19 protein-coding genes are annotated in these 19,027 nt (G+C 67.7%); 3 read left to right on the top strand and 16 right to left on the bottom strand.

The window, feature by feature from the left end; translation table 11 throughout:
• Nucleotides 1-21: 21 nt before the first annotated feature.
• Nucleotides 22-1,227, top strand: a complete 1,206-nt coding sequence (locus tag LPA41_RS14605) for an IS110 family transposase (RefSeq protein ID WP_229070905.1) — start codon at nt 22-24, stop codon at nt 1,225-1,227.
• Here LPA41_RS14605 and LPA41_RS14600 read toward each other — a convergent pair.
• The 3 genes from LPA41_RS14600 to LPA41_RS14590 form a co-directional block, all read right to left on the bottom strand.
• Complete coding sequence (locus tag LPA41_RS14600) at nt 1,124-1,552, bottom strand: SPFH domain-containing protein (protein ID WP_229070928.1); 429 nt, start codon at nt 1,550-1,552, stop codon at nt 1,124-1,126. The two genes, LPA41_RS14605 and LPA41_RS14600, sit on opposite strands and share 104 nt — an antisense overlap.
• A gap of 8 nt (nt 1,553-1,560) precedes the next feature.
• Nucleotides 1,561-1,704 (bottom strand): hypothetical protein, encoded by a 144-nt coding sequence (locus tag LPA41_RS14595; protein ID WP_229070904.1) that lies wholly within the window; start codon nt 1,702-1,704, stop codon nt 1,561-1,563.
• Nucleotides 1,705-1,903: 199 nt separating this feature from the next.
• Nucleotides 1,904-2,452 carry an HPP family protein gene (locus tag LPA41_RS14590; protein WP_229070903.1) on the bottom strand — a complete coding sequence of 183 codons (549 nt, stop codon included), beginning with the start codon at nt 2,450-2,452 and terminating at the stop codon, nt 1,904-1,906.
• A 530-nt stretch (nt 2,453-2,982) separates the two neighbouring features.
• On the opposite strand from LPA41_RS14590, the gene LPA41_RS14585 reads away from it, so the two are divergent.
• Nucleotides 2,983-4,104 (top strand): hypothetical protein, encoded by a 1,122-nt coding sequence (locus LPA41_RS14585; protein ID WP_229070902.1) that lies wholly within the window; start codon nt 2,983-2,985, stop codon nt 4,102-4,104.
• 28 nt (nt 4,105-4,132) lie between these two features.
• On the opposite strand, the gene LPA41_RS14580 is transcribed toward LPA41_RS14585, so the two are convergent.
• From LPA41_RS14580 to LPA41_RS14555, 6 genes are all read right to left on the bottom strand, one after another.
• Complete coding sequence (locus tag LPA41_RS14580; RefSeq protein ID WP_229070901.1) at nt 4,133-4,783, bottom strand: adenylate kinase; 651 nt, start codon at nt 4,781-4,783, stop codon at nt 4,133-4,135.
• A 213-nt stretch (nt 4,784-4,996) separates the two neighbouring features.
• Nucleotides 4,997-5,266 (bottom strand): DUF3040 domain-containing protein, encoded by a 270-nt coding sequence (locus tag LPA41_RS14575; RefSeq protein WP_229070900.1) that lies wholly within the window; start codon nt 5,264-5,266, stop codon nt 4,997-4,999.
• Nucleotides 5,267-5,329: 63 nt separating this feature from the next.
• Nucleotides 5,330-6,202: a universal stress protein gene (locus LPA41_RS14570; protein ID WP_229070899.1), complete on the bottom strand. Its 873-nt coding sequence runs from the start codon at nt 6,200-6,202 to the stop codon at nt 5,330-5,332.
• Nucleotides 6,203-6,392: 190 nt separating this feature from the next.
• Nucleotides 6,393-6,752: an STAS domain-containing protein gene (locus LPA41_RS14565; RefSeq protein WP_229070898.1), complete on the bottom strand. Its 360-nt coding sequence runs from the start codon at nt 6,750-6,752 to the stop codon at nt 6,393-6,395.
• Nucleotides 6,753-6,803: 51 nt separating this feature from the next.
• The gene (locus tag LPA41_RS14560) at nt 6,804-7,172 is read right to left on the bottom strand and encodes a TraR/DksA C4-type zinc finger protein (protein ID WP_229070897.1); all 369 of its coding nucleotides are present in this window, start codon (nt 7,170-7,172) and stop codon (nt 6,804-6,806) included.
• Nucleotides 7,173-7,230: 58 nt separating this feature from the next.
• Nucleotides 7,231-7,977, bottom strand: coding sequence for a rod shape-determining protein (locus LPA41_RS14555; protein WP_229070896.1), 747 nt, complete (start codon nt 7,975-7,977; stop codon nt 7,231-7,233).
• A 602-nt stretch (nt 7,978-8,579) separates the two neighbouring features.
• On the opposite strand from LPA41_RS14555, the gene LPA41_RS14550 reads away from it, so the two are divergent.
• On the top strand, nt 8,580-8,927 hold the full coding sequence (locus LPA41_RS14550; protein ID WP_229070895.1) for a DUF488 family protein: 348 nt from the start codon (nt 8,580-8,582) through the stop codon (nt 8,925-8,927).
• A gap of 16 nt (nt 8,928-8,943) precedes the next feature.
• Here the strand turns inward: LPA41_RS14550 and LPA41_RS14545 are convergent, their stop codons facing one another.
• The 7 genes from LPA41_RS14545 to LPA41_RS14515 form a co-directional block, all read right to left on the bottom strand.
• A complete protein-coding gene (locus tag LPA41_RS14545) occupies nt 8,944-9,141 on the bottom strand; it encodes a hypothetical protein (RefSeq protein ID WP_229070894.1) in 198 nt (65 codons plus the stop codon).
• 86 nt (nt 9,142-9,227) lie between these two features.
• Nucleotides 9,228-11,657 (bottom strand): phosphoketolase, encoded by a 2,430-nt coding sequence (locus LPA41_RS14540; RefSeq protein WP_229070893.1) that lies wholly within the window; start codon nt 11,655-11,657, stop codon nt 9,228-9,230.
• Nucleotides 11,658-11,756: 99 nt separating this feature from the next.
• Complete coding sequence (locus tag LPA41_RS14535; protein ID WP_229070892.1) at nt 11,757-12,089, bottom strand: cupin domain-containing protein; 333 nt, start codon at nt 12,087-12,089, stop codon at nt 11,757-11,759.
• A gap of 22 nt (nt 12,090-12,111) precedes the next feature.
• On the bottom strand, nt 12,112-12,870 hold the full coding sequence (gene narI, locus LPA41_RS14530; RefSeq protein ID WP_229070891.1) for a respiratory nitrate reductase subunit gamma: 759 nt from the start codon (nt 12,868-12,870) through the stop codon (nt 12,112-12,114).
• Nucleotides 12,867-13,484, bottom strand: coding sequence for a nitrate reductase molybdenum cofactor assembly chaperone (gene narJ, locus LPA41_RS14525; RefSeq protein ID WP_229070890.1), 618 nt, complete (start codon nt 13,482-13,484; stop codon nt 12,867-12,869). The genes narI and narJ overlap by 4 nt, the downstream gene beginning before the upstream one ends.
• Complete coding sequence (narH, locus tag LPA41_RS14520) at nt 13,481-15,190, bottom strand: nitrate reductase subunit beta (protein WP_229070889.1); 1,710 nt, start codon at nt 15,188-15,190, stop codon at nt 13,481-13,483. Before narH ends, narJ begins: the two co-directional genes overlap by 4 nt.
• A gap of 1 nt (nt 15,191) precedes the next feature.
• Nucleotides 15,192-18,851, bottom strand: a complete 3,660-nt coding sequence (locus LPA41_RS14515; RefSeq protein ID WP_229070888.1) for a nitrate reductase subunit alpha — start codon at nt 18,849-18,851, stop codon at nt 15,192-15,194.
• Nucleotides 18,852-19,027: the final 176 nt, after the last annotated feature.

The following is a 19,027-nucleotide window of genomic DNA, read 5'->3' as shown; positions in this document are numbered from 1 at the left end:
GGACATCGTGGGAGACCGGACGTGACCAACGAGTACGGCGTGTTCCTCGGCCTGGACGTCGGTAAGACCGACCATCACGCGGTCGCACTAGACCTGGCGGGTAAACGGTTGCATGACGCGGTGTTGCCGAATACCGAGGCTGGGCTGCGGAAGCTGTTTGACAAGCTCGGCCGGCATGGCCGGATCCTCGCGGTGGTGGACCAGCCCGCCTCGATCGGTGCCCTGCCCGTCGCAGTCGCCCGGGCCTGCGGGCACCAGATTGCGTATCTGCCCGGTCTGGTGATGCGCCGGCTCGCTGACCTGCACCCGGGCACCGCGAAGACCGACGCCCGTGACGCCTACGTGATCGCCGATGCCGCCCGCACCTTGCCGCACACGCTGCGCCGCGTCGACGCCGGCGACGACACCCTCGCCGAGCTGGAGATGCTGGTCGGCTACGACGACGACCTCGCCGGTGAAGTGACACGCATCAGCAACCGGATCCGCGGTCTGCTCACCCAGATCCACCCACCGCTGGAGCGGGTCCTGGGCCCGAAAGTCCAGCACACGGCAGTGCTGGAACTGTTGTCGCGGTGCGGCGGCCCGGCGGGGCTACGCAAGGCTGGACGCTCGAAACTCGCGGAGATCGTCAAGTCACGGGCGCCGCGGATGGGTGCCCGCCTCGTTGAGCAGATCTTCACTGCCCTGCACGCTCAGACCGTGGTCGTTCCCGGCACTACAGCAGCCGAGACGATCCTGCCGAAGCTTGCCGATAGTCTGCGTGACCTGCTGAGACAGCGAGAACAGGTGGCTGAGCAAGTCGAGGGGATGCTTGATGCTCACCCTCTTTCCTCGGTCCTGATCTCGATGCCGGGCGTCGGGGTCAGGACCGCAGCCCGGATCCTGCTCGAAGTCGGCGACGTCACCGCGTTCCCCACCTCCGGCCACCTGGCCGCCTATGCCGGCCTCGCTCCGGTGACCCGCCGTTCGGGCACCAGCATCCGCGGCGAGCACCCACCCAAAGGCGGCAACAAGCAGCTCAAACGCGCTTTCTTCCTGTCCGCGTTCGCCGCACTGTCGGACCCCTTGAGCCGGGCCTACTACGACCGCAAGAGAGCGGAAGGCAAGAAACACAACGCCGCCCTCATCTGCCTCGCACGCCGCCGCATCGACGTCCTGCACGCCATGCTTCGAACCCGCACTCACTACCAGCCCAAACCGGTAGAAAAGCTCGCACTCGCTGCTTGACAGAACCCATAGGGACACCCCCCCATGCGCTGGTGATCTCGTCGGTGACGGTCTGCAGTCGCTGGTTGATGGAATCGCGGTCGACGAGCAGATCGTCGAGGTTCGCCTGACCGAGGATGCTGCGCAGCGTGGTCTGGGCGATCTGGGAGGTGGCGACGACGTGGTTCTCGACCGCCGTGACCGACAGCAGGGGCACCACGACGTTGAAGTAGGCCACCGCGTTGACCTTGACGGTCACGTTGTCCTTGGTGATGACGTCCTGCGGGGGAATGTTCATCGTGACGGTACGCAGCGACACCCGGACCATCCGGTCGACGAACGGGATCAGGAACGTTAGGCCGGAGCCGCGGGTGGCGGCGACCCGGCCAGCCGGAACACCACCCCACGCTCGTACTCCATGACCACCCGCACCGAGACCACCAGCAGAACGATCATGACCAGCGCGGCGAGCAGGGACCAGCGAAGTGCCTCATTCATGGCATTCCTTCCGGCGGTCAGCGGTGTGCGGCGGCGGCTGTGGACAAGGGACGGCTGTCCTGGTGTGGGCGACGCGCCGGCCACCAACCGTCGAACGGCTGGACTGCCGACGCCGGCACGGCAGACGACAGCGGGGGCGGGTCGACGGTGATCTCGTCACGGATCGCTGACACGCCGGGAACCGTGCGGATCAGCGAGGTCAGCAGTGTCGCGAACCAGGCGTCAGAAACGGTCGAGGCGACAGTAGCCACGCCGTCATGCACGTCCAGGGCAAGGTATGAACGGGTAGCCCCGCCAGCGTCTGTCGTATGTCGGCGCGGATGACCTCGTCGGCGCGGTCGTGCACGGTGAGCAGGTCGGCGACGGTGACGATGCCCAGGAGCCGCCGATGCGCTCCGGTGACCAGCAGACGGTTGACCTTGTGGCGGCGCATCAACCGGCCGGCCTGGGCAAGCGTCGCGTCCGGTTCCACGGTCAGCGCCGGTGCGCTCATCATCTGCCCGGCCGAGGTCACCGCCCAGTCCGGTGTCACGACGGGCCGCCGCCACGGAAGCCGCGGACGCTGATCGGGTGCCCGCATCGTGATGGCCTCGAGTACGTCGGTGCGGGTGACGATGCCCAGCACGAGGTCGTGTTCATCGACGACGGCGAGTGCGCTGACGTCGTACGAGATCATGGCCACGACGATGTCAGCGGGGGCGGCGTCGTAGGCCACGGTGAGCACGTCGGCCGTCATCACCTCGCGCACTCTCCACTGCATGACGCTCCTCCACTTTCCGGCACCACGACGGCGCCTGTCTCCCGGACGGCCGGTCGGTCTCGGTGACCGTTTGACGCGTCCGCCATCCATACTGACCGCGCCGGTGCGGCGGCGGACAGGGCCCGCGCCGGTGACATCCAACCGTCGTCATTGCCGAGCGTCGGCAATTATCAGTAAGCGATGCCGAGCATTCGTTACCACGTCGCTGGTCATCACGTCACGGACCCTGAACTGCCGTACGGGTTGCGTACCACCAAGCACGCCATCGGATCGCTTTGTCAACCGACAGCGACAGTCACACAAGGCGACAGAAAGGTCTACCGACGGTAGATGCCTCTCGGGCTGCGTTGCCGGGCGTTCGCATGAACCTGCCGTCGATCGGCAGGTTGAACGGCCCGGATCGGCCAGCGGTGGCCCTGCCCGGCGGCACCCGCAACGACCAGGCTGGTGGTCACGCGATGTCACCGGCGCGGAAATCTGCGCCTGTGGTCACCCACTGCTTCCGTGGAGAGGCGAGGATGAAACTGTCAAACGCGCTGAACGCGCAGGAACTGGTCGGGCTCTCCGAGCAACGCGGCGGTCACCGTGTCTCGGTATTCCTGCCCACACCCGGACCAGACGCGGGAAATGATCGCCATGGCCTCCGCATCAAGAGTCTTCTCCGGCAAGCCGAGCAGGCACTACACGCCGACGGGGTGTCGGCCGCCACGGCGCAGCTCGTACTGGCGCCGGCCCGCCGGCTGTTGAAGGAACCGCGACGCTCACAGCCACCCGGCGACGGCCTGGCCCTGTTCTGCGAGCAGAGCGGTGTCCGGCAGTTCCAGGTTCCGCTGCGGCTGCCCGAACTCGTGGCCGTCGGTGACCGTTTCCTGGTAAGGCCGCTGCTGCCTCTGCTGGGTGCCGCCGGCGACTTCTACGTCCTGGCACTCAACCAGGACGAGATCCGGTTGTTGCGAGGCTCACGCCACACTCTGCAGGAGATGGCCCTCGACGGGCTGCCTCTTGCTGTGTGGCTCACCATGCCCCGCCGCCGTGCACCGGTACACGCCTTCGTCGCCGACCGCGGTGGTGCGGCCGGCCGTGCCGTCTTCCACGGCGTCCAGGACGACCACACCCCCCTGATCCTGCAGCACTTCCGGCGGGCCGATCAGGCGTTGCGCGACGTGCTGTCCGTCGACGACGTTCCGCTGATACTCGCCGGTGTCCGCTCGACGCAGGCCCTCTATCGGCAGGTCAACACCCATCCCGGGCTGATCCGCGAAGGCATCGACGGCAATCCCCGCGACCTGAGCCCCGAACAGCTGCACCGGCTCGCCTGGCCACTGGCGGAACCGGTACTGCGCGCCGGCGAGACCACCGCGGCGGCGATCTACCGGGAACTGCACGGAACCGGCCGCACCTGCACCGACGCCACGGCGGTCTGCACCGCCGCCGAACAGGGCCGCGTCGAGACGCTGTTCGTCCGAACCGATGCACCCGGCGGCACCGCGCGTACCATCCGACTGCACGTCGACACCGGCGATGACGACCCTCGGGACTTCGCCGCCGTGTCGACTCTGCGGCACGGTGGCACGGTGTACGCCGTGACTCGCGACCGGATGCCGGACACCGCGACGATGGCGGCGGTACTGCGGTACTGACCACCGGCGCATTGCCGACACGCCCGGTTCAGCTCCGGCCGAAAGCCGCGCCCAGGCCGGTGAGATCGACCGAGCGCCGGGCGTGTTCCGGAACGTGCTGGACCAGCGGCCGCATCGCCTCCAGCGCGGTGAGGACCTGCCGGGCGACCTGCTCCACCGGCCGGACGGCGTCCACCGATACGAGGATGCCTCGCGAGGCGTACCAGTCGACGATCGGATGGGTCACCTCGTGATACAGCGTGAGCCGGCGACGGATGACCGGCTCGGTGTCGTCCGACCGACCTTGCAGCACCGCCCGCGTTAGCAGCCGGCGGATTAGCTCCTCGTCGTTCGCCTTCAGGTGCAGAGCCACGTTCGCGGTCATCTCCAGACCGCGGCCGATCTCGTACAGTTCCCGCGCCTGCGCCAGGTTGCGCGGCATGCCGTCGAGCACGTACCCGCCGCCGTCGGCCTTGGCCTCGATGAAGGCGGCACGCACCATGTCGAGCACGATCCCGTCCGGGACCAGCTCGCCTCGGCTCAGATGCTCCCGCACCGACCGTCCCAGCTCGGAATTTCGGGCCACGTGGTCACGCAATAGATCACCGGTGGCGATGTGTGGAATGTCGAAGTGCGTGGCGATGAGAGCGCCCTGAGTTCCTTTGCCGGCTCCGGGCGGTGCGACCAGCAAGACCCGCATCACGCCTGTCCTTTCGTCGGCGAACCGGCGCCGACGCGGCACGATCCGTCGTAACGGTCGCGACCGGCCGCTGTCGATTCGGTAGCACCGCGTCGTCGCGGTGACGATCCTGAGCCTTGCGTCGCCGGCCGACGCCATCCTGACGTCGGCCGTGGTCGATTCAGGCCGCATCCGCACGGGATGTTGCCGCCGCGCGGTTCGGACGATGTCGTCTCAGCGACGAGAATTGTCGTCGGCCGCCCACAGACCCATGCTGAGGCAGGCGGCCAGCAACGCGATCACCGTCACCGGGCCGCTCTGCAGTAGCAGGGCCAGACACGCGGTGAAAGCCGCCGTCAACAGCCAGCCGGTAGCGCCCATACCGCACCACTGCGCCGGCGACCGAGGTGTCGCGCTGGTGAGACGCTGGGCGAAGGACGGGTCCTGCGCTCGCAGTTCCCGCTCGATCTCGGCCAACCGGCGCCTGTCCGCATCATTGAGCATGACCGTTTCCTCACCCTCGATGTCGCATCGGCAACGACCCTGATGAATACTGGTCCGGGGCCGTCAGTCCGCGTCGCGTGGTGACGGAACCACCATCACCGGGCATGGCGCGTGCTCGATCAAGCTGCGTGATGTCGAACCCATCACCAATCCGCTGAATCCGCCCAGGCCGCGAGAACCGACGACGAGCAGGCCGGCCGCGACGCGTTGGCTGAAGGTCATCAACGCTGCGGCGGGCGAATCACCCGAGACGACCTCGGTGCGGTATTCGACGCTCAGGTATTGCGCGCTGATGCCGTGCGTGCCGGCCGCGGAATCGCCGACGGTGGCCCAGAACGGCAGGGTGCTGGTCGCGATCGCGCCTGCGGAACTTCTGCGTGCCGAATGGTACGTGAGGATCAACTCGGCGTCGCGGAGCCGAGCTTGCGTGAACGCGGCTTCCGCAGCGGCGCGGGATCCCGAGGAGCCATCGGTGCCGACCACGATCGGCCCATCGTCGGACAGTTGGTCCTCGCCGCGCACGATGACGACCGGGCAGCGGGTGTGTCCGGCGACCTGGGTGGCGACCGATCCGGTCAGGAGCCCGGCGAACCCGCCCGAGCCGCGATGCCCGACGACGAGCAGCTGAGCGAATCGTGAGGCGTCGAGCAGGATCGCGCTCGCCGACCCGTCGAGCAGGTGGGTGGTCACCGAGAGGTCGGTGTGCTCCTCCTGGACTTCGTGCGCGGCCTTCGCCAGCAGATCGAGCATTGCCGCACGCGGTCCCTGATCGTGCAGATCGTAGGGTGCGTGAAACGGTGGCAGGATCACCGGCCAGCTCAGGGCATGGGTGATCTGCAGGGCGCAACCGCGGCGCTTCGCCTCGCGGGCGCTGTAGTGGACAGCGGAGCGGGCGGTTGCCGATCCGTCGAAGCCGACGACCACAGGAGCGTTCATGGGGGGATCCTCCGTAGTGACGTAGTGCTGCACTATCGCCGGCTGCCCACAGGCATCGAGGCCGTGCGGTGGCCGGCTCGACGGCCGGCGTGCAGCGATATCGGCGGCAGGAAAGTGGCTGTGGATGCGCGGTGGAGCCGGAAATCGTCGGTCCTGACCGAAGCGGCGCTTCGTCCGCGAACACTCGAGGTCAAACTCGCGCCAACGGCGTCTCCAGCAACGGTGATTCCCGAGACGGCGGGGTGACCCGAAGACGGGTCAGCGTTCCGGTGAGCTCCAGGACCCGGCGCGGCAATCCGTTGGCGCCGACGACATCGAACGCCTTCGCGGATCGCAGCGCCGCGTGCCGGCCGGCGATGAGGGCGCCGATGCCGGCGCAATCCAGGAACGTCACCGCCGACAGATCGACGACGACACCCGTCAGCCGGTCGTCGGCCAACGCGGTGGCTACCATGACCTCGAAGTGGTCGGCGACGACGGCGTCGAGTTCGCCGATCGGGTACAGAGTCTGCTGACCACCGGTTCGGTGCGCTCTGACGACAGGATGCACGTTTCCTCCCCTTGTGGCCGCGTGGACGTGACGGTTTCTCCGACGATGGGGCTACTGATGTGCGGGAAGTACTGAGCGCAGCGACCGGGTGCGCTGGCAGGGGACGCAGAAGTCGGCCTCCGGTAGCTCACGTAGCCGGCCCCACGGAATGGTCCTGTGACAGCTCTGCCAGCGGCCGTAGGTTCCTTGCGACATGCGCTGCAACGCATGGGCGGTATCGGCGACCGCCTGCCGCGACGCTGCTATCGAAGCTGCCAGCATGCGTGGATCACGACCGCCGTGGTGGGGCAGCGCCTCGCACACGACGAGCTCGGTCAGTCGATTGGTGTGGATCGCGAATCGTTCCTCCAGCATGTCGCGCAGCAGTTGCGGGAAGACCCCGGCGTCGGCCTCGGCCGAGTCATGCACGATGGCAGTCACATGCCTGTCCGTTCTCTCGCGGGATGCTCCAGTGACGACATGGCGGTGTGTTGCCGCCTCAGACAGCGGGATGGCGCAGGACGGACATCGCGGCCAAGCCGGCCCCGTTGACCGCAGCGGTGCGCGGCGACGCCGCGCACCGCACCGGAACCCGCAACGCATCGGCGAGCCGGCCCGACAAGCCGGGGTGGAGCCCGCCGGCACCGACCAGCAGCATGCCGCCGGCCACCGGGAAAGCGAGCTCCTCGATGCCGATCGCGCCGCGCAGGTCGGCGACAGCACGCACGACGATGTCGGCCAGCAGATCCACGGGGGCACCCAGGCTGACGTCGCGGATGCCGATGTCGATTCGCCGGGCCGCGACGACGCGACCGTGATCCACGAGCGCGATCTCGGTCAACTGCGCGCCGACATCAACGATGAGCCGTGTCCCGACGGCAGCACCGGCGCCCATGGCGGCCGCACGCACCGAATCGATCAACAGCAGCCGGGAAGGCACGAACACGGCGCTCACCACACGACGCAACGCGTATTGCTCGGTCATGGTCGCCTGCACGGGACGGCAGGCCACCACGACACCACCAGCAGCGATCGGCTCTGGAAAACGACGAACCAGATCGTGCAGCAGAGCGATGCACCCCGCCTCGTCGAGGATGTGACCCCGCCGGACCAAGCCGCCGGCCACATCGAACGAGTCGCCGGTCGCGGCGCTGACACTGCCCTGCCGGGACGCCCACACCTGGGTACAGGCGCTGCCCAGGTCGACCGCGACGGCCGCAGGAACACCGCTGCCGGCCAGTGGCACGGCAATCGGACCTCCGTTGCCGGGCCGGGTAGCGGCGGAGCCGGGCGACACAGTCACGGTGACCTCTCTTCGTATTCTCATGGCGAATGACGCCGCTCGTCGGCGAAGCGGTGTCCGATCCAGAAATGTCCTCGATCACGGCGTACCTCATGGATACGGACGTCACGCCTTCGACGGCATGACGTGCGACCCGGCCGTGGCAACCCGCGTTTACGGGTTCCGGTGTGGCGGTGAAGCTCACCGGGTTGAAGCCCGTCAACCGAACGCGAGGACAACAGTGCTGCCTCAGGCCGGTCGCAGACCTCGAACGTCAACGAAACGGGAAACTCGCCGACTCCGACGGGAGGAGCCAGCCACGGGTAAGAAGTAGCGTTGAGCAGGCCAAGTGCTCACCATTCGGACCTCCTTCACCGCGTACGACTCCGAGCTGTCTGTCTTCAGCATGCCTGTTCGTCGTCATGTCGACAGGGCGCTGCGTCGGCCAAGAATCGAGGGCAGAACTTGCCGACGATCGGCAATCTGCACTCGTCGCGGGAAAGTAACGGCGCGTGGACCCGTCATCTGCATGAAAGCCTCGGAAAAGATAGAATCGCCATGAAGCCATGGCACGTGCACTGATCTCCATCGGACACGGCACCGCGAAGCAAGCCGAACTGACGGCTGTGCTGCGCGGCGCGGGTGTCGCTCGTCTGGTGGACGTGCGGCGCTATCCCGGGAGCCGGGCTCATCCGCACGTCAGTCGTGAAGCGATGAGCGACTGGTTGCCGGCAGCCGGCATCGCCTACCGGTGGGACGAACGCCTGGGCGGCCGCCGACGACTGCCCGACGAAGCTCCGGATCTGTGGTGGCGGATTCCGTCATTCCGCGCCTACGCAGGTCACATGCGTAGTGCGGAGTTCGCCGAGGCGGTCACGTCGTTGTTGGCGGGGCGGCCGTCGCGCTGCCCGTGACCGCGGGCCCACGTGCTCATTGCGTGAGTGCCGGCAGGGTGAGTCGGCCGTCGTGGACCTCGGCGATCTGGTCGACTGCGGTGAGGTGGGTCCGGTCGTGGGTGACCAGGACGGTGGCAGTGGCCTGCTGGTGGGTGAGGCGGGTGATCAAGTCGATGATGGTGGCGCCTCGTTCGTGGTCCAGAGCGCTGGTGGGTTCGTCGACGAGTAGCACACCCGCATCTGACTGGTGCCCATACCGCGGCTGACCCGGCGGCAACCCTGCCGTCAAACCGTCGGCAGGGTTGCGGGCAGGAGACGTCAATGTTCGGCCCAGTCGCCCAGCGACCAGTCCCGGACCTCGGGCATATCCTCGAGGTGTTCGACGACGTACTTCTCGTGCCTGGCCAGTTGCTTCTCGCACCAGGCTTTGAGCTCGGTGGCGCCGGACGGCAGCCGCTTCGCGTTGTTGATCGCGTCGATGACCAGGTGATAACGCGACGCCTGGTTGCGGACCGTCATGTCGAACGGTGTCGTGGTGGTGCCTTGCTCGATGAAGCCGCGGACCCGGAACCGGTCGGCATCCGGCCGCCCGTGCACGAGCTGGTGGATGGCGCCCGGGTAGCCGTGGAACGAGAAGACGACGTCGACATGGTCGGTGAACAGCTCGCGGAACATCGTCTCGCTCATGCCATGCGGATGGTCCTTCGGCCGGGGCAGGGTCATCAAGTTCACCACGTTGACCACCCGGACCTTGAGCTGCGGCAGCTTCCTCGTGAGGATTTGCGCGGCCGCCACGGTCTCCATGGTCACCACGTCGCCGGCGCAGGCCAGCACGATGTCGGGGTCGCTGGTGCCGTCGTCGGTGCCGGCCCACTCCCAGATGCCGGCACCCTGGGCGCAGTGTTCGATCGCCTGGTCCATGTCGAGCCATTGCAGCTGCGGCTGCTTGTCGATGACGATCAGGTTGACGTACGACCTCGACCGGAGGCAGTGGTCGGCGACCGATAGCAGCGTGTTGGCGTCTGGAGGCAGGTAGACCCGGGCCACGTTGCCGCGCTGGTTGAGCACCACCTGTATGAGACCGGGGCCCTGGTGGGAGAAGCCATTGTGGTCGTTGCGCCAGGCGGTCGAGGTGAGCAGGATGTTCAGGCTCGGCACCTTGGCCCGCCACGCCAGATGTGAGGCCTCCTGGAGCCACTTGCCGTGCTGGACTGTCTGTGAGGCGCTGACCATGGCGAACGCCTCATACGTGGCGAACATGCCATGCCGCCCGGTGAGGTTGTAGCCCTCCAGCCAGCCGTGACAGTTGTGTTCGGAGAGCACCTCCATGACGCGGCCGGTGCGGCTGAGCTTCACGTCCTCCTCGTTCACGCCCTCCATGAACGCCCGGTCGGAGACCTCGAAGATCGCTCCGAGCCGGTTGCTGTTCGTCTCGTCCGGGCAGAACAGCCGGAACCGGTCGGGGTTACGCGTGTAAATGTCCCGCATCATCTCGCCCAGCTTGCGTGTCGACTCGGCGCGGCCCTGTGCGGGTTGCGGCACGTCGATGACGTAGTCCCGGAAGTCGGGCATGTCGAGGTCGCGGGTAAGCAGGCCGCCATTGGCGTGCGGGCTGGCGCTCATCCGCAGGTCACCGGCGGGGGACAGGCCGCTGATTTCGGCGACCGGCGCGCCGGTGGCGTCGAACAGGTCCTCCGGGCGGTAGGACCTCAGCCACTTCTCGAGCTCACGCAGATGGCCCTCATTGCCCTTGACGCCGGACAGCGGCACCTGGTGGGACCGCCAAGTGCCGGTCACCGTGATCCCGTCGATCTTCTCCGGACCGGTCCAGCCCTTGGGCGTACGCATGACGATCAACGGCCAACGCGGACGCTGACCGTCCCAGCTGCCGTTGCGCGCCGACTCCTGAATACTGCGAATCTTGTTCCACGCCTCGGCCAGGACGGCCGCGAAACGGTGGTGCATGCCCGGCAAGTCGGAGCCCTCGACCTCGAGCACGTCGTACCCGTGGCCCTCGAAGAGCTTGCGCACCTCGGCCGGGTCCTTACGGGCCAGCACCGTGGGCCCGGCGATCTTGGCGCCGTTGAGGTGCAGGATCGGCAGGACGGCGCCGTCGTGCTCCGGGTTGATGAACGAGATGCCCTTCCACGAGCCTTCCAGCGGGCCGGTCTCGGCCTCACCGTCACCGACCACCGCGATCGTCAGCAGATCCGGGTTGTCCATCACCGCGCCGAAGGCGTGCACCAGCACGTAGCCGAGCTCGCCGCCCTCGTGGATCGAACCGGGCGTGGTGACCGAGACGTGGCTCGGGATGCCGCCAGGGCTGGAGAACTGGCGGAACAGGCGCAGAAGGCCGTCCTCGTCCAGGCTCACCTTCGGGTACACCTCGGAATAGGTGCCCTCGAGGTAGCTCGCGGCGACGAGCGCGGGACCGCCGTGCCCCGGGCCGGCCAGGTAGATCGCCTGCTGACCGGTCTGCTTGATCAGACGTGACACGTGGGCGTAGACGAACGACAGTCCCGGGCTGGTACCCCAGTGCCCCAGTAGACGTGGCTTGATGTGCTCACTGGTCAGCGGCTCCCGTAACAACGGATTGCCCTGCAGATAGATCTGCCCGACGGTCAGGTAGTTGTTCGCCCGCCACCACGCGTCGAGGGCGGCTACCTCGGCATCGTCTGGAGCCGCGAGTCTCCGCACGAGTTCCTGGTGATCGGCGGTAGCGACCCGGTTGTCCGAAACGGCGGTCACAGCTGTGGTCCTCTCGTTGCGATGGCACCTTGATCGGATGCTATTGACGCGTCCGGGTACTTGGCAGCGAAAGGACGATTCCGCAACCGGGGTGGCTGGTCAGCCCGTCTTGGCGACGGTGAGCAGGATGACGCTGTCGTTGACGGCTTCGAGGCTGTGCCGGGCGTCGGGGATGGTCAGCAGGTCGCCGGTGGCTGCGCTGTGTTCGTCGGTGCCGGCGAGCAGTCGTACTTGTCCGTGGAGCACCTGCAGGGTGGCTTCACCGGGGTTCTCGTGTTCGTCGAGTTTCTGTCCGCCGGCCAGGGCGATGAGGGTTTGCCGCAGCGTGTTGGCGTGTCCGCCGTACACGGTGTGGGCGCTGCGCCCGCTGGTCGCCTGCCGGGCGATGGCGAGGTGCTGTTCGGTCAAGCCGGTCAGTGACGTCGTCTGCATGTGTCCCATCTCCTTGAGGTGCTCAGCGGGTGCGGCGAGGACGGTCGGCGGGCGCGGCGGGCCGGTCCCATCCGGGGCGGGTGGGGCGCAGGCCGGGGCGGGGGTCGCGGTAGCGGTAGACGACGTAGGGCCGGGTCAGGTAGCCGAGGGGCGCGCTGAAGGCGTGGACGAGGCGGGTGAACGGCCAGAACGCGAACAGGGCGAACGCCGCGATCACATGAATCTTGAAACTGGCGGGGACGGCTGCCATCAGCTGGGCGTCGGGCTGGAAGTAGAACAGCGATCGCAGCCACGGTGAGACGGTTTCGCGGTAGTCGTAGCCGCCGCCGGCAATGTTGGCTTTCACTGTCGCCCACAGGCCGAGGACGATGACGCCGGCGAGGACGACGTACATGGCCTTGTCGTTCTTGGTGGTGGCGGCGAAGACCGGGCCGGTGAGCCGGCGCCGGGCGATCAGCAGTGCCATGCCGATCAGGGTGCACAGCCCGGCGACGGTGCCGACGAAGACGGCCATCAGGTGGTAGGCGTGTTCGGTGATCCCGGCTGCCTCGGTCCACGACTTCGGGATAAGCAGGCCACCGATGTGGCCGATGAGCACGAACAGGACGCCGAAGTGGAACATCGGGCTGGCCCAGCGCAGCACGGTCGTCTCGTAGAGCTGGGAGGAGCGGGTGGTCCAGCCGAACTTGTCGTAGCGGTAGCGCCAGATCGTTCCACCGATCAGGACCACGATCGACAGGTACGGGTAGACGACCCAGAGCAGGGTGTCGGTGGTGTTCATCTGCGTCCCCCGCTGGTGTTGGCGAGTCCGAAGGGTTCGAGGCCGACCTGTTCGGCAGGCGGGCCGGTGCGGGCGAGCCGCGCGGCGGCGGCCAGGTCGCCGGGCGCGGGCGGGGGGAGCATGGCGCGGACCGCGTCGACGGCGTGCCGGTACACCGTGCCGTCCTTGTCCAGGGAAGCGGTGAGGAGATCGAGACCGATCCGATTGTCGCGCAGCAACTGCCAGCCGCTGTCGTGTTCGGCGGCGAGGTCGAGGACGGCGGGCAGATAGTCCGGTAGCTCCCCGTCGACGATCTCGAGGCCGGCGCGTTTGTAGGTGGCGGCGAAGTCGGCGAGGGCCTCACCGCGCCGGCGGGTGTCGCCGCAGGTGTAGTAGGTCAGGTGCAGGCAGCAGCGGCGCCGGAAGTCGAACAGGTCCACGTAGGTGGTCCGCTGTCGGCCGATGTCCGTGCCGGCCCGGTAGTCGGCCACGGCGTGAAGAGGTTCAGCGACCGCGGGGGGCAGAGCGGGAAGGGCGTCGCTGATCACCGGGAGGGCGGCGCTGACGGTGTCGTCGGGGTAGCGCAGCAGCAGCGACGCGGCGCGGGCGGCGACCGGTTGCCAGCCGGCGGTCACGGCCGGTCCTCGTCGATGACGCCCGGACCATCGGTGGCGCCGCCACCGGCGCCGGGGTCGCGAGGTGGTGGGAACAGTCCTTCCGGTCGGCCGTTGCCGTCCCAGTTGAGCAGGTTGACCCGGCGGGGTTCGTCGCCCGCGTCGGTAAACCCGTCGGAGGTTTGCCGCTCACGCAGCATGTGGAAGGTCTCCACCTGTACCGGCACCGGGGTTCCGGACGCCTCGCCGAACGGCCCGGTCTGGTACATGCCGGGACCCCCGTCGTACTCCAGGGAACATTCGGTGCCGAGCTGTTCGAGACGGTGGGCGTCCTCGGCGTGCGCGGCGGGGATGACGTAGCGCTGCTCGTACTTGGCGATGGCGAGCAGCCGGAACATGTCGTTCATCTCCTCCGGTGTCATGCCGACGGCGGCCGGGATGGAGGTGTCCGGTTTCTCGCCGAGGTTGATGCGGCGTTGGTAGGAGCGCATCGCGGCGAGCCGGTTGAGCACGGCGCGGACAGGTTCGGGGTCGCCTGCGGTGAACAGCTCGGCGAGGTAGTCGATCGGGATGCGCAGGGCGTCGACGGCGCCGAACAGGTTGTGCGGGTCCTCGCCGTCGTGGCCGGTGTCGCGCAGCACGTCGACGACCGGGGACAGCGGCGGGATGTACCAGACCATCGGCATGGTCCGGTACTCCGGGTGCAGCGGTAGCGCCACCTCGTACTTCATGATCAGGTCCCAGATCGGGGATCTTTTCGCGGCGTCGATCCAGTCCTCCGGGATCCCGGCGGCGAGGGCGGCTCTGGCGACCGCCGGGTCGTGCGGATCCAGGAAGACTGAACGTTGCGCGTCGTACAGGTCATGCTCGTCCTTGACCGCGGCGGCTTTGGCGACCTTGTCGGCGTCGTAGAGCATCAGACCGATGTAACGCAGTCGGCCGACGCAGGTCTCCGAGCAGATGGTGGGCTGGCCGATCTCGATGCGCGGGAAGCAGAACGTGCATTTCTCGGCCTTGCCGGTGCGGTGGTTGAAATAGATCTTCTTGTACGGGCAGCCGGTCACGCACATCCGCCAGCCCCGGCACCGGTCCTGGTCGACCAGGACGATGCCGTCCTCGGCCCGCTTGTAGATCGCCCCGGACGGGCACGACGCCGCGCAGGACGGGTTGAGGCAGTGTTCGCAGATGCGGGGCAGGAAGAACAGGAACGCCTTCTCGTAGTCCTGCCGAACCTGGTCGGACACCTTCTGCAGGATCGGGTCGGCGGCGAGAACCTCGTTGCCGCCGCCGAGCGAGTCGTCCCAGTTCGCCGACCAGGTCACTTTGGTGGCCTGCCCGGTCAGCAGGCTTTTCGGGCGCGCCACCGGGAAGTCGTTGCCGGCCGGCGCGGTCAGCAGGTGCTCGTAGTCGTAGGTCCACGGCTCGTAGTAGTCCTGCATCGACGGCATCTTCGGGTTGGCGAAGATGCTGAACAGCTTCTTGACCCTGCCGCCGGCACGCGGCTTGAGCCGGCCGGTGGCGGTACGGACCCAGCCGCCCTGCCACTTCTCCTGGTCCTGATAGGTCCGCGGGTAGCCCTGCCCCGGCCGGGACTCGACATTGTTGAACCAGACGTACTCGACGCCGGAACGGTTGGTCCACGCCTGCTTGCAGGTGACCGAGCAGGTGTGGCAGCCGATGCACTTGTCGAGGTTCATCACCATCGCCACTTGAGCCATCACACGCATGTCAGTACTCCACATCCTGCGAACGGCGGCGGATGACGGTGACCTCGTCACGCTGGTTACCGGTCGGACCGAGGTAGTTGAACGCGAACGACAGCTGCGCGTACCCGCCGATGATGTGTGTCGGTTTGACCAGCAGCCGGGTCAGCGAGTTGTGGATGCCGCCGCGCCGGCCGTTGACCTCGGCCTTCGGCACGTCGATCACCCGTTCCTGGGCGTGGTACATGTACACGGTTCCCTCGGGCATCTTGTGGCTGACGATGGCCCGGCAGACCACGACACCGTTGCGGTTGACCGCCTCGATCCAGTCGTTGTCCCGCACGCTGATCTTGGCGGCATCCTGCTCGCTCATCCAGATCGTCGGCCCGCCCCGGGACAGCGTCAGCATGATCAGATTGTCCTGATACTCGGAGTGGATGGACCACTTCGAATGCGGCGTCAGGTACCGCACGGTGATCTCGAGCTCGCCGTTGCGGCCGAGGCGCGGCTCGCCGAAGAGTTTGTGCATGTCGAGCGGTGGCCGGAAGATCGGCAGTGCTTCGCCGGCCTCGTGCATCCAGTCGTGGTCGAGGAAGAAGTGCTGTCGCCCAGTCAGGGTGTGCCAGGGCTTGAGGCGCTCGACGTTGATGGTGAACGGCGAGTAGCGGCGGCCGCCGGTCTCGCTGCCGGACCATTCCGGGCTGGTGATCACTGGGACCGGCCGGGACTGTGTGTCGGCGAACGTGATCTGCTTGCCCTCGTGTTCGGCGGACAGGTCGGCGAGTTTCACGCCGGTGCGTTTCTCCACGTCGTGGAAGCCCTCGGTGGCGACCCGGCCGTTGGTGGTGCCGGACAGCGCCAGAATCGCCTCGCAACAGTTGATGTCCGTCGCGAGCGCCGGCCGGCCGTCGGCGACCCCGCCGCGTACGGTGCCGTTCTTGTGCCGCAGGTATTCGATCTCGGGGTTGACGTCGACCGAGTAGCCCTTGAGCGTGGTGCCGAGGGTGTCGAGCAGCGGGCCGAGGGCGGCCAGTTTTTCGGCGACCGCGCCGTAGTCGCGTTCGACCACCACGATCTTCGGCATTGTCTTTCCCGGTACCGGTTTCTCTCCGGTGGCCTGCCAGTCCCGGACCCGCCCGTACGGGGTGGCCATCGCATCGGGCGTGTCGTGCAGCAGCGGCGCCGCGACGAGATCCTTGCGTACCCCGAGGTGCGTTTTCGCCATGGTGGAGAAGCTGCGAGCGATGCCGTGGAAGGTGTCGAAGTCGGTGCGGGTCTGCCACGGCGGGTTGATCGCGGGGGTGAAGGCGTGCACGAAGGGGTGCATGTCGGTGGTGTTCAGGTCGTGCTTCTCGTACCAGGTGGCGGCCGGCAGCACCACGTCGGACAGCAGCGTCGTCGACGTCATCCGGAAGTCCATGTTCAGCAGCAGGTCGAGTTTGCCCTCCGGGGCCTGCTCGGGCCAGGCGACGTCGTCGGGCCGCTGCGACGGTGACGCCTCGGTGGCACGCAGGTTGCTGTCGGTGCCCAGCAGATGCCGCAGGAAGTACTCGTTGCCCTTCGCCGACGAGCCCAGCAGGTTGGCCCGCCAGACGGTGAGCACCCGCGGCCAGTTCTGCGGCGCGTCCGGGTCGGTGCAGGCGAATTTCAGCCGTTTCTCGTGCAGCGAGGTCGCGACGTAGCCGCCGGGATCACCGGACTCGGTGGCGGCGTCGGCCAGGTCGAGCGGGTTCCGGTCGAAGGTGGGCATCGACGGCATCCAGCCGGACCGCACGGACTGGGCGAGCAGGTCCATGGTGTGCTTGCCGGCGAACAGGCCGTCGCCGGTGGGTGAGGCGACCGTGTCGGCGCTGTAGGTGTCGTACCGCCATTGGTCGGTGTGGGTGTACCAGAACGCGGTGCCGATCATCTGCCGGGGTGGCCGCACCCAGTCGAGGGCGGAGGCGAGTTGCTGCCAGCCGGTGGCCGGACGGCATTTCTCCTGCCCGACGTAGTGGGCCCAGCCGCCGCCGTTGACGCCCTGGCAGCCGGTCAGCGTGACCAGGGCGAGGATCGCCCGGTAGGTGGTATCGGAGTGGAACCAGTGGTTGGTGCCGGCGCCGAGCAGGATCATCGATCGGCCACCGGAACGTTCCGCGTTGTCGGCGAACTCCCGGGCCACCCGTGCCACCTGCGCGGCCGGCACTCCGGTGATCGGCTCCTGCCAGGCCGGTGTGTACGGCGACGCGACGTCGTCATAGCCCTCCGGCCACTGCCCGGGTAGCCCGTCGCGGGCCACCCCGTACTGGGCCAGCATCAGGTCGTAGACGGTGGTCACCAGTCGGCCGGCGACGGTGCGGGTGGGCACGCCGCGGCGCAGCACGCCGGGGGTGTCACCGTCGAAGCGGGGCAGGGCGACCTCCACCGGCTCGCCGCTGTCCAGGCAGGTCAGGGCGGGTTCCAGGTCGCCCAGGTCCAGGTTCCATTGACCTGCTTCGGAACCCCATCGGTGCCCGAGTGAGCCCCGTGGGACGGCGGGCGCTTCGGTGGCCGAGTCCCACAGCACCGGCTTGAACGCGCCGTTCTCGGCTGTCTCGCCGAGGTTCTCGGCGCTGAGGAACTTGCCGGGCCGGTAGCCGCCGTCCGGCGCCGGTTCGAGGGTGATCAGGTACGGCAGGTCGGTGTACTGGCGCACGTAGTCGACGAACCGCGGCGTGCGCCGGTCGACGAAGAACTCCTTGAGGATGACGTGTCCCATCGCCATCGCCAGGGCGCCGTCGGTACCCGGCTGCGCCGGCATCCACTCGTCGGCGAATTTCACGTTGTCGGCGAAGTCCGGGGCGACCACGATGACCTTCTGTCCCCGATAGCGGGCTTCGGCCATCCAGTGCGCGTCCGGCGTCCGGGTCACCGGCACGTTGGAGCCCCACATCATCAGGTAGGAGGCGTCCCACCAGTCACCGGACTCGGGCACGTCGGTCTGGTCACCGAACACCTGCGGTGAGGCGACAGGCAGGTCGGCGTACCAGTCGTAGAACGACAGCATCGTGCCGCCGATCAGGCTCATGAACCGGGCACCGGTCGCGTGCGACACCATCGACATCGCCGGGATCGGCGAGAACCCGGCCACCCGGTCCGGCCCGTATTCCTTGATCGCATGGACGTGCGCGGCCGCGACCATCTCCAGGGCCTCGTCCCAGCTCACCCGGACCAGGCCCCCCTTGCCGCGAGCCTTCTGATAGATCCGGCGGCGCACCGGGTCGTTCTGGATGTCGGCCCAGGCGGCGACGGGGTCCTTCAGCCGGTTCTTCGCTTCCCGGAACATGTCGAGCAGAACCCCGCGGGCGTACGGATAACGCACCCGGGTAGGGGAGTAGGTGTACCAGGAGAACGCCGCCCCACGGGGACAGCCTCGGGGTTCGTACTCAGGCTTGTCGGGTCCGACGCTCGGGTAGTCGGTCTGCTGCTGCTCCCAGGTGATGATGCCGTCGCGGACGTACACCTTCCACGAGCAGGACCCGGTGCAGTTGACGCCGTGGGTCGACCGGACGACCTTGTCGTACGACCATCGGTCCCGGTAGAAGGCGTCCGCCTCCCGGCCACCGATCTGATAGAGCGAACGGCCGTCGGGTGACACCTTCGCTCGGCGTACCAGCCCGCCGACCTGCAGCAGCGCATTCCCGGCGGTACCGTTTCCGTTTGTCATCGAGTTCGTCTCCTCGGCTGGGTGACCCGATTTCACACTTGTACGGTGAATAAGCCGCCGCAACTCGAATCGGGATATTCGTGCGCAACGGCCCACCGGCGCAGGACTTAGGTCCCGACTTCCCCGCGTTGGCCCGCATCGTGGCGCTCCCGACGGGTAGAAAGGCCCTATCCGGA

The sequence above is a fragment of the Actinoplanes sp. DH11 genome (assembly GCF_020873875.1).
Taxonomy (GTDB): domain Bacteria; phylum Actinomycetota; class Actinomycetes; order Mycobacteriales; family Micromonosporaceae; genus Actinoplanes.
The sequence above is the reverse complement of the archived record's forward strand: the minus strand, read 5'-3'. Positions and strand labels throughout refer to the sequence as shown.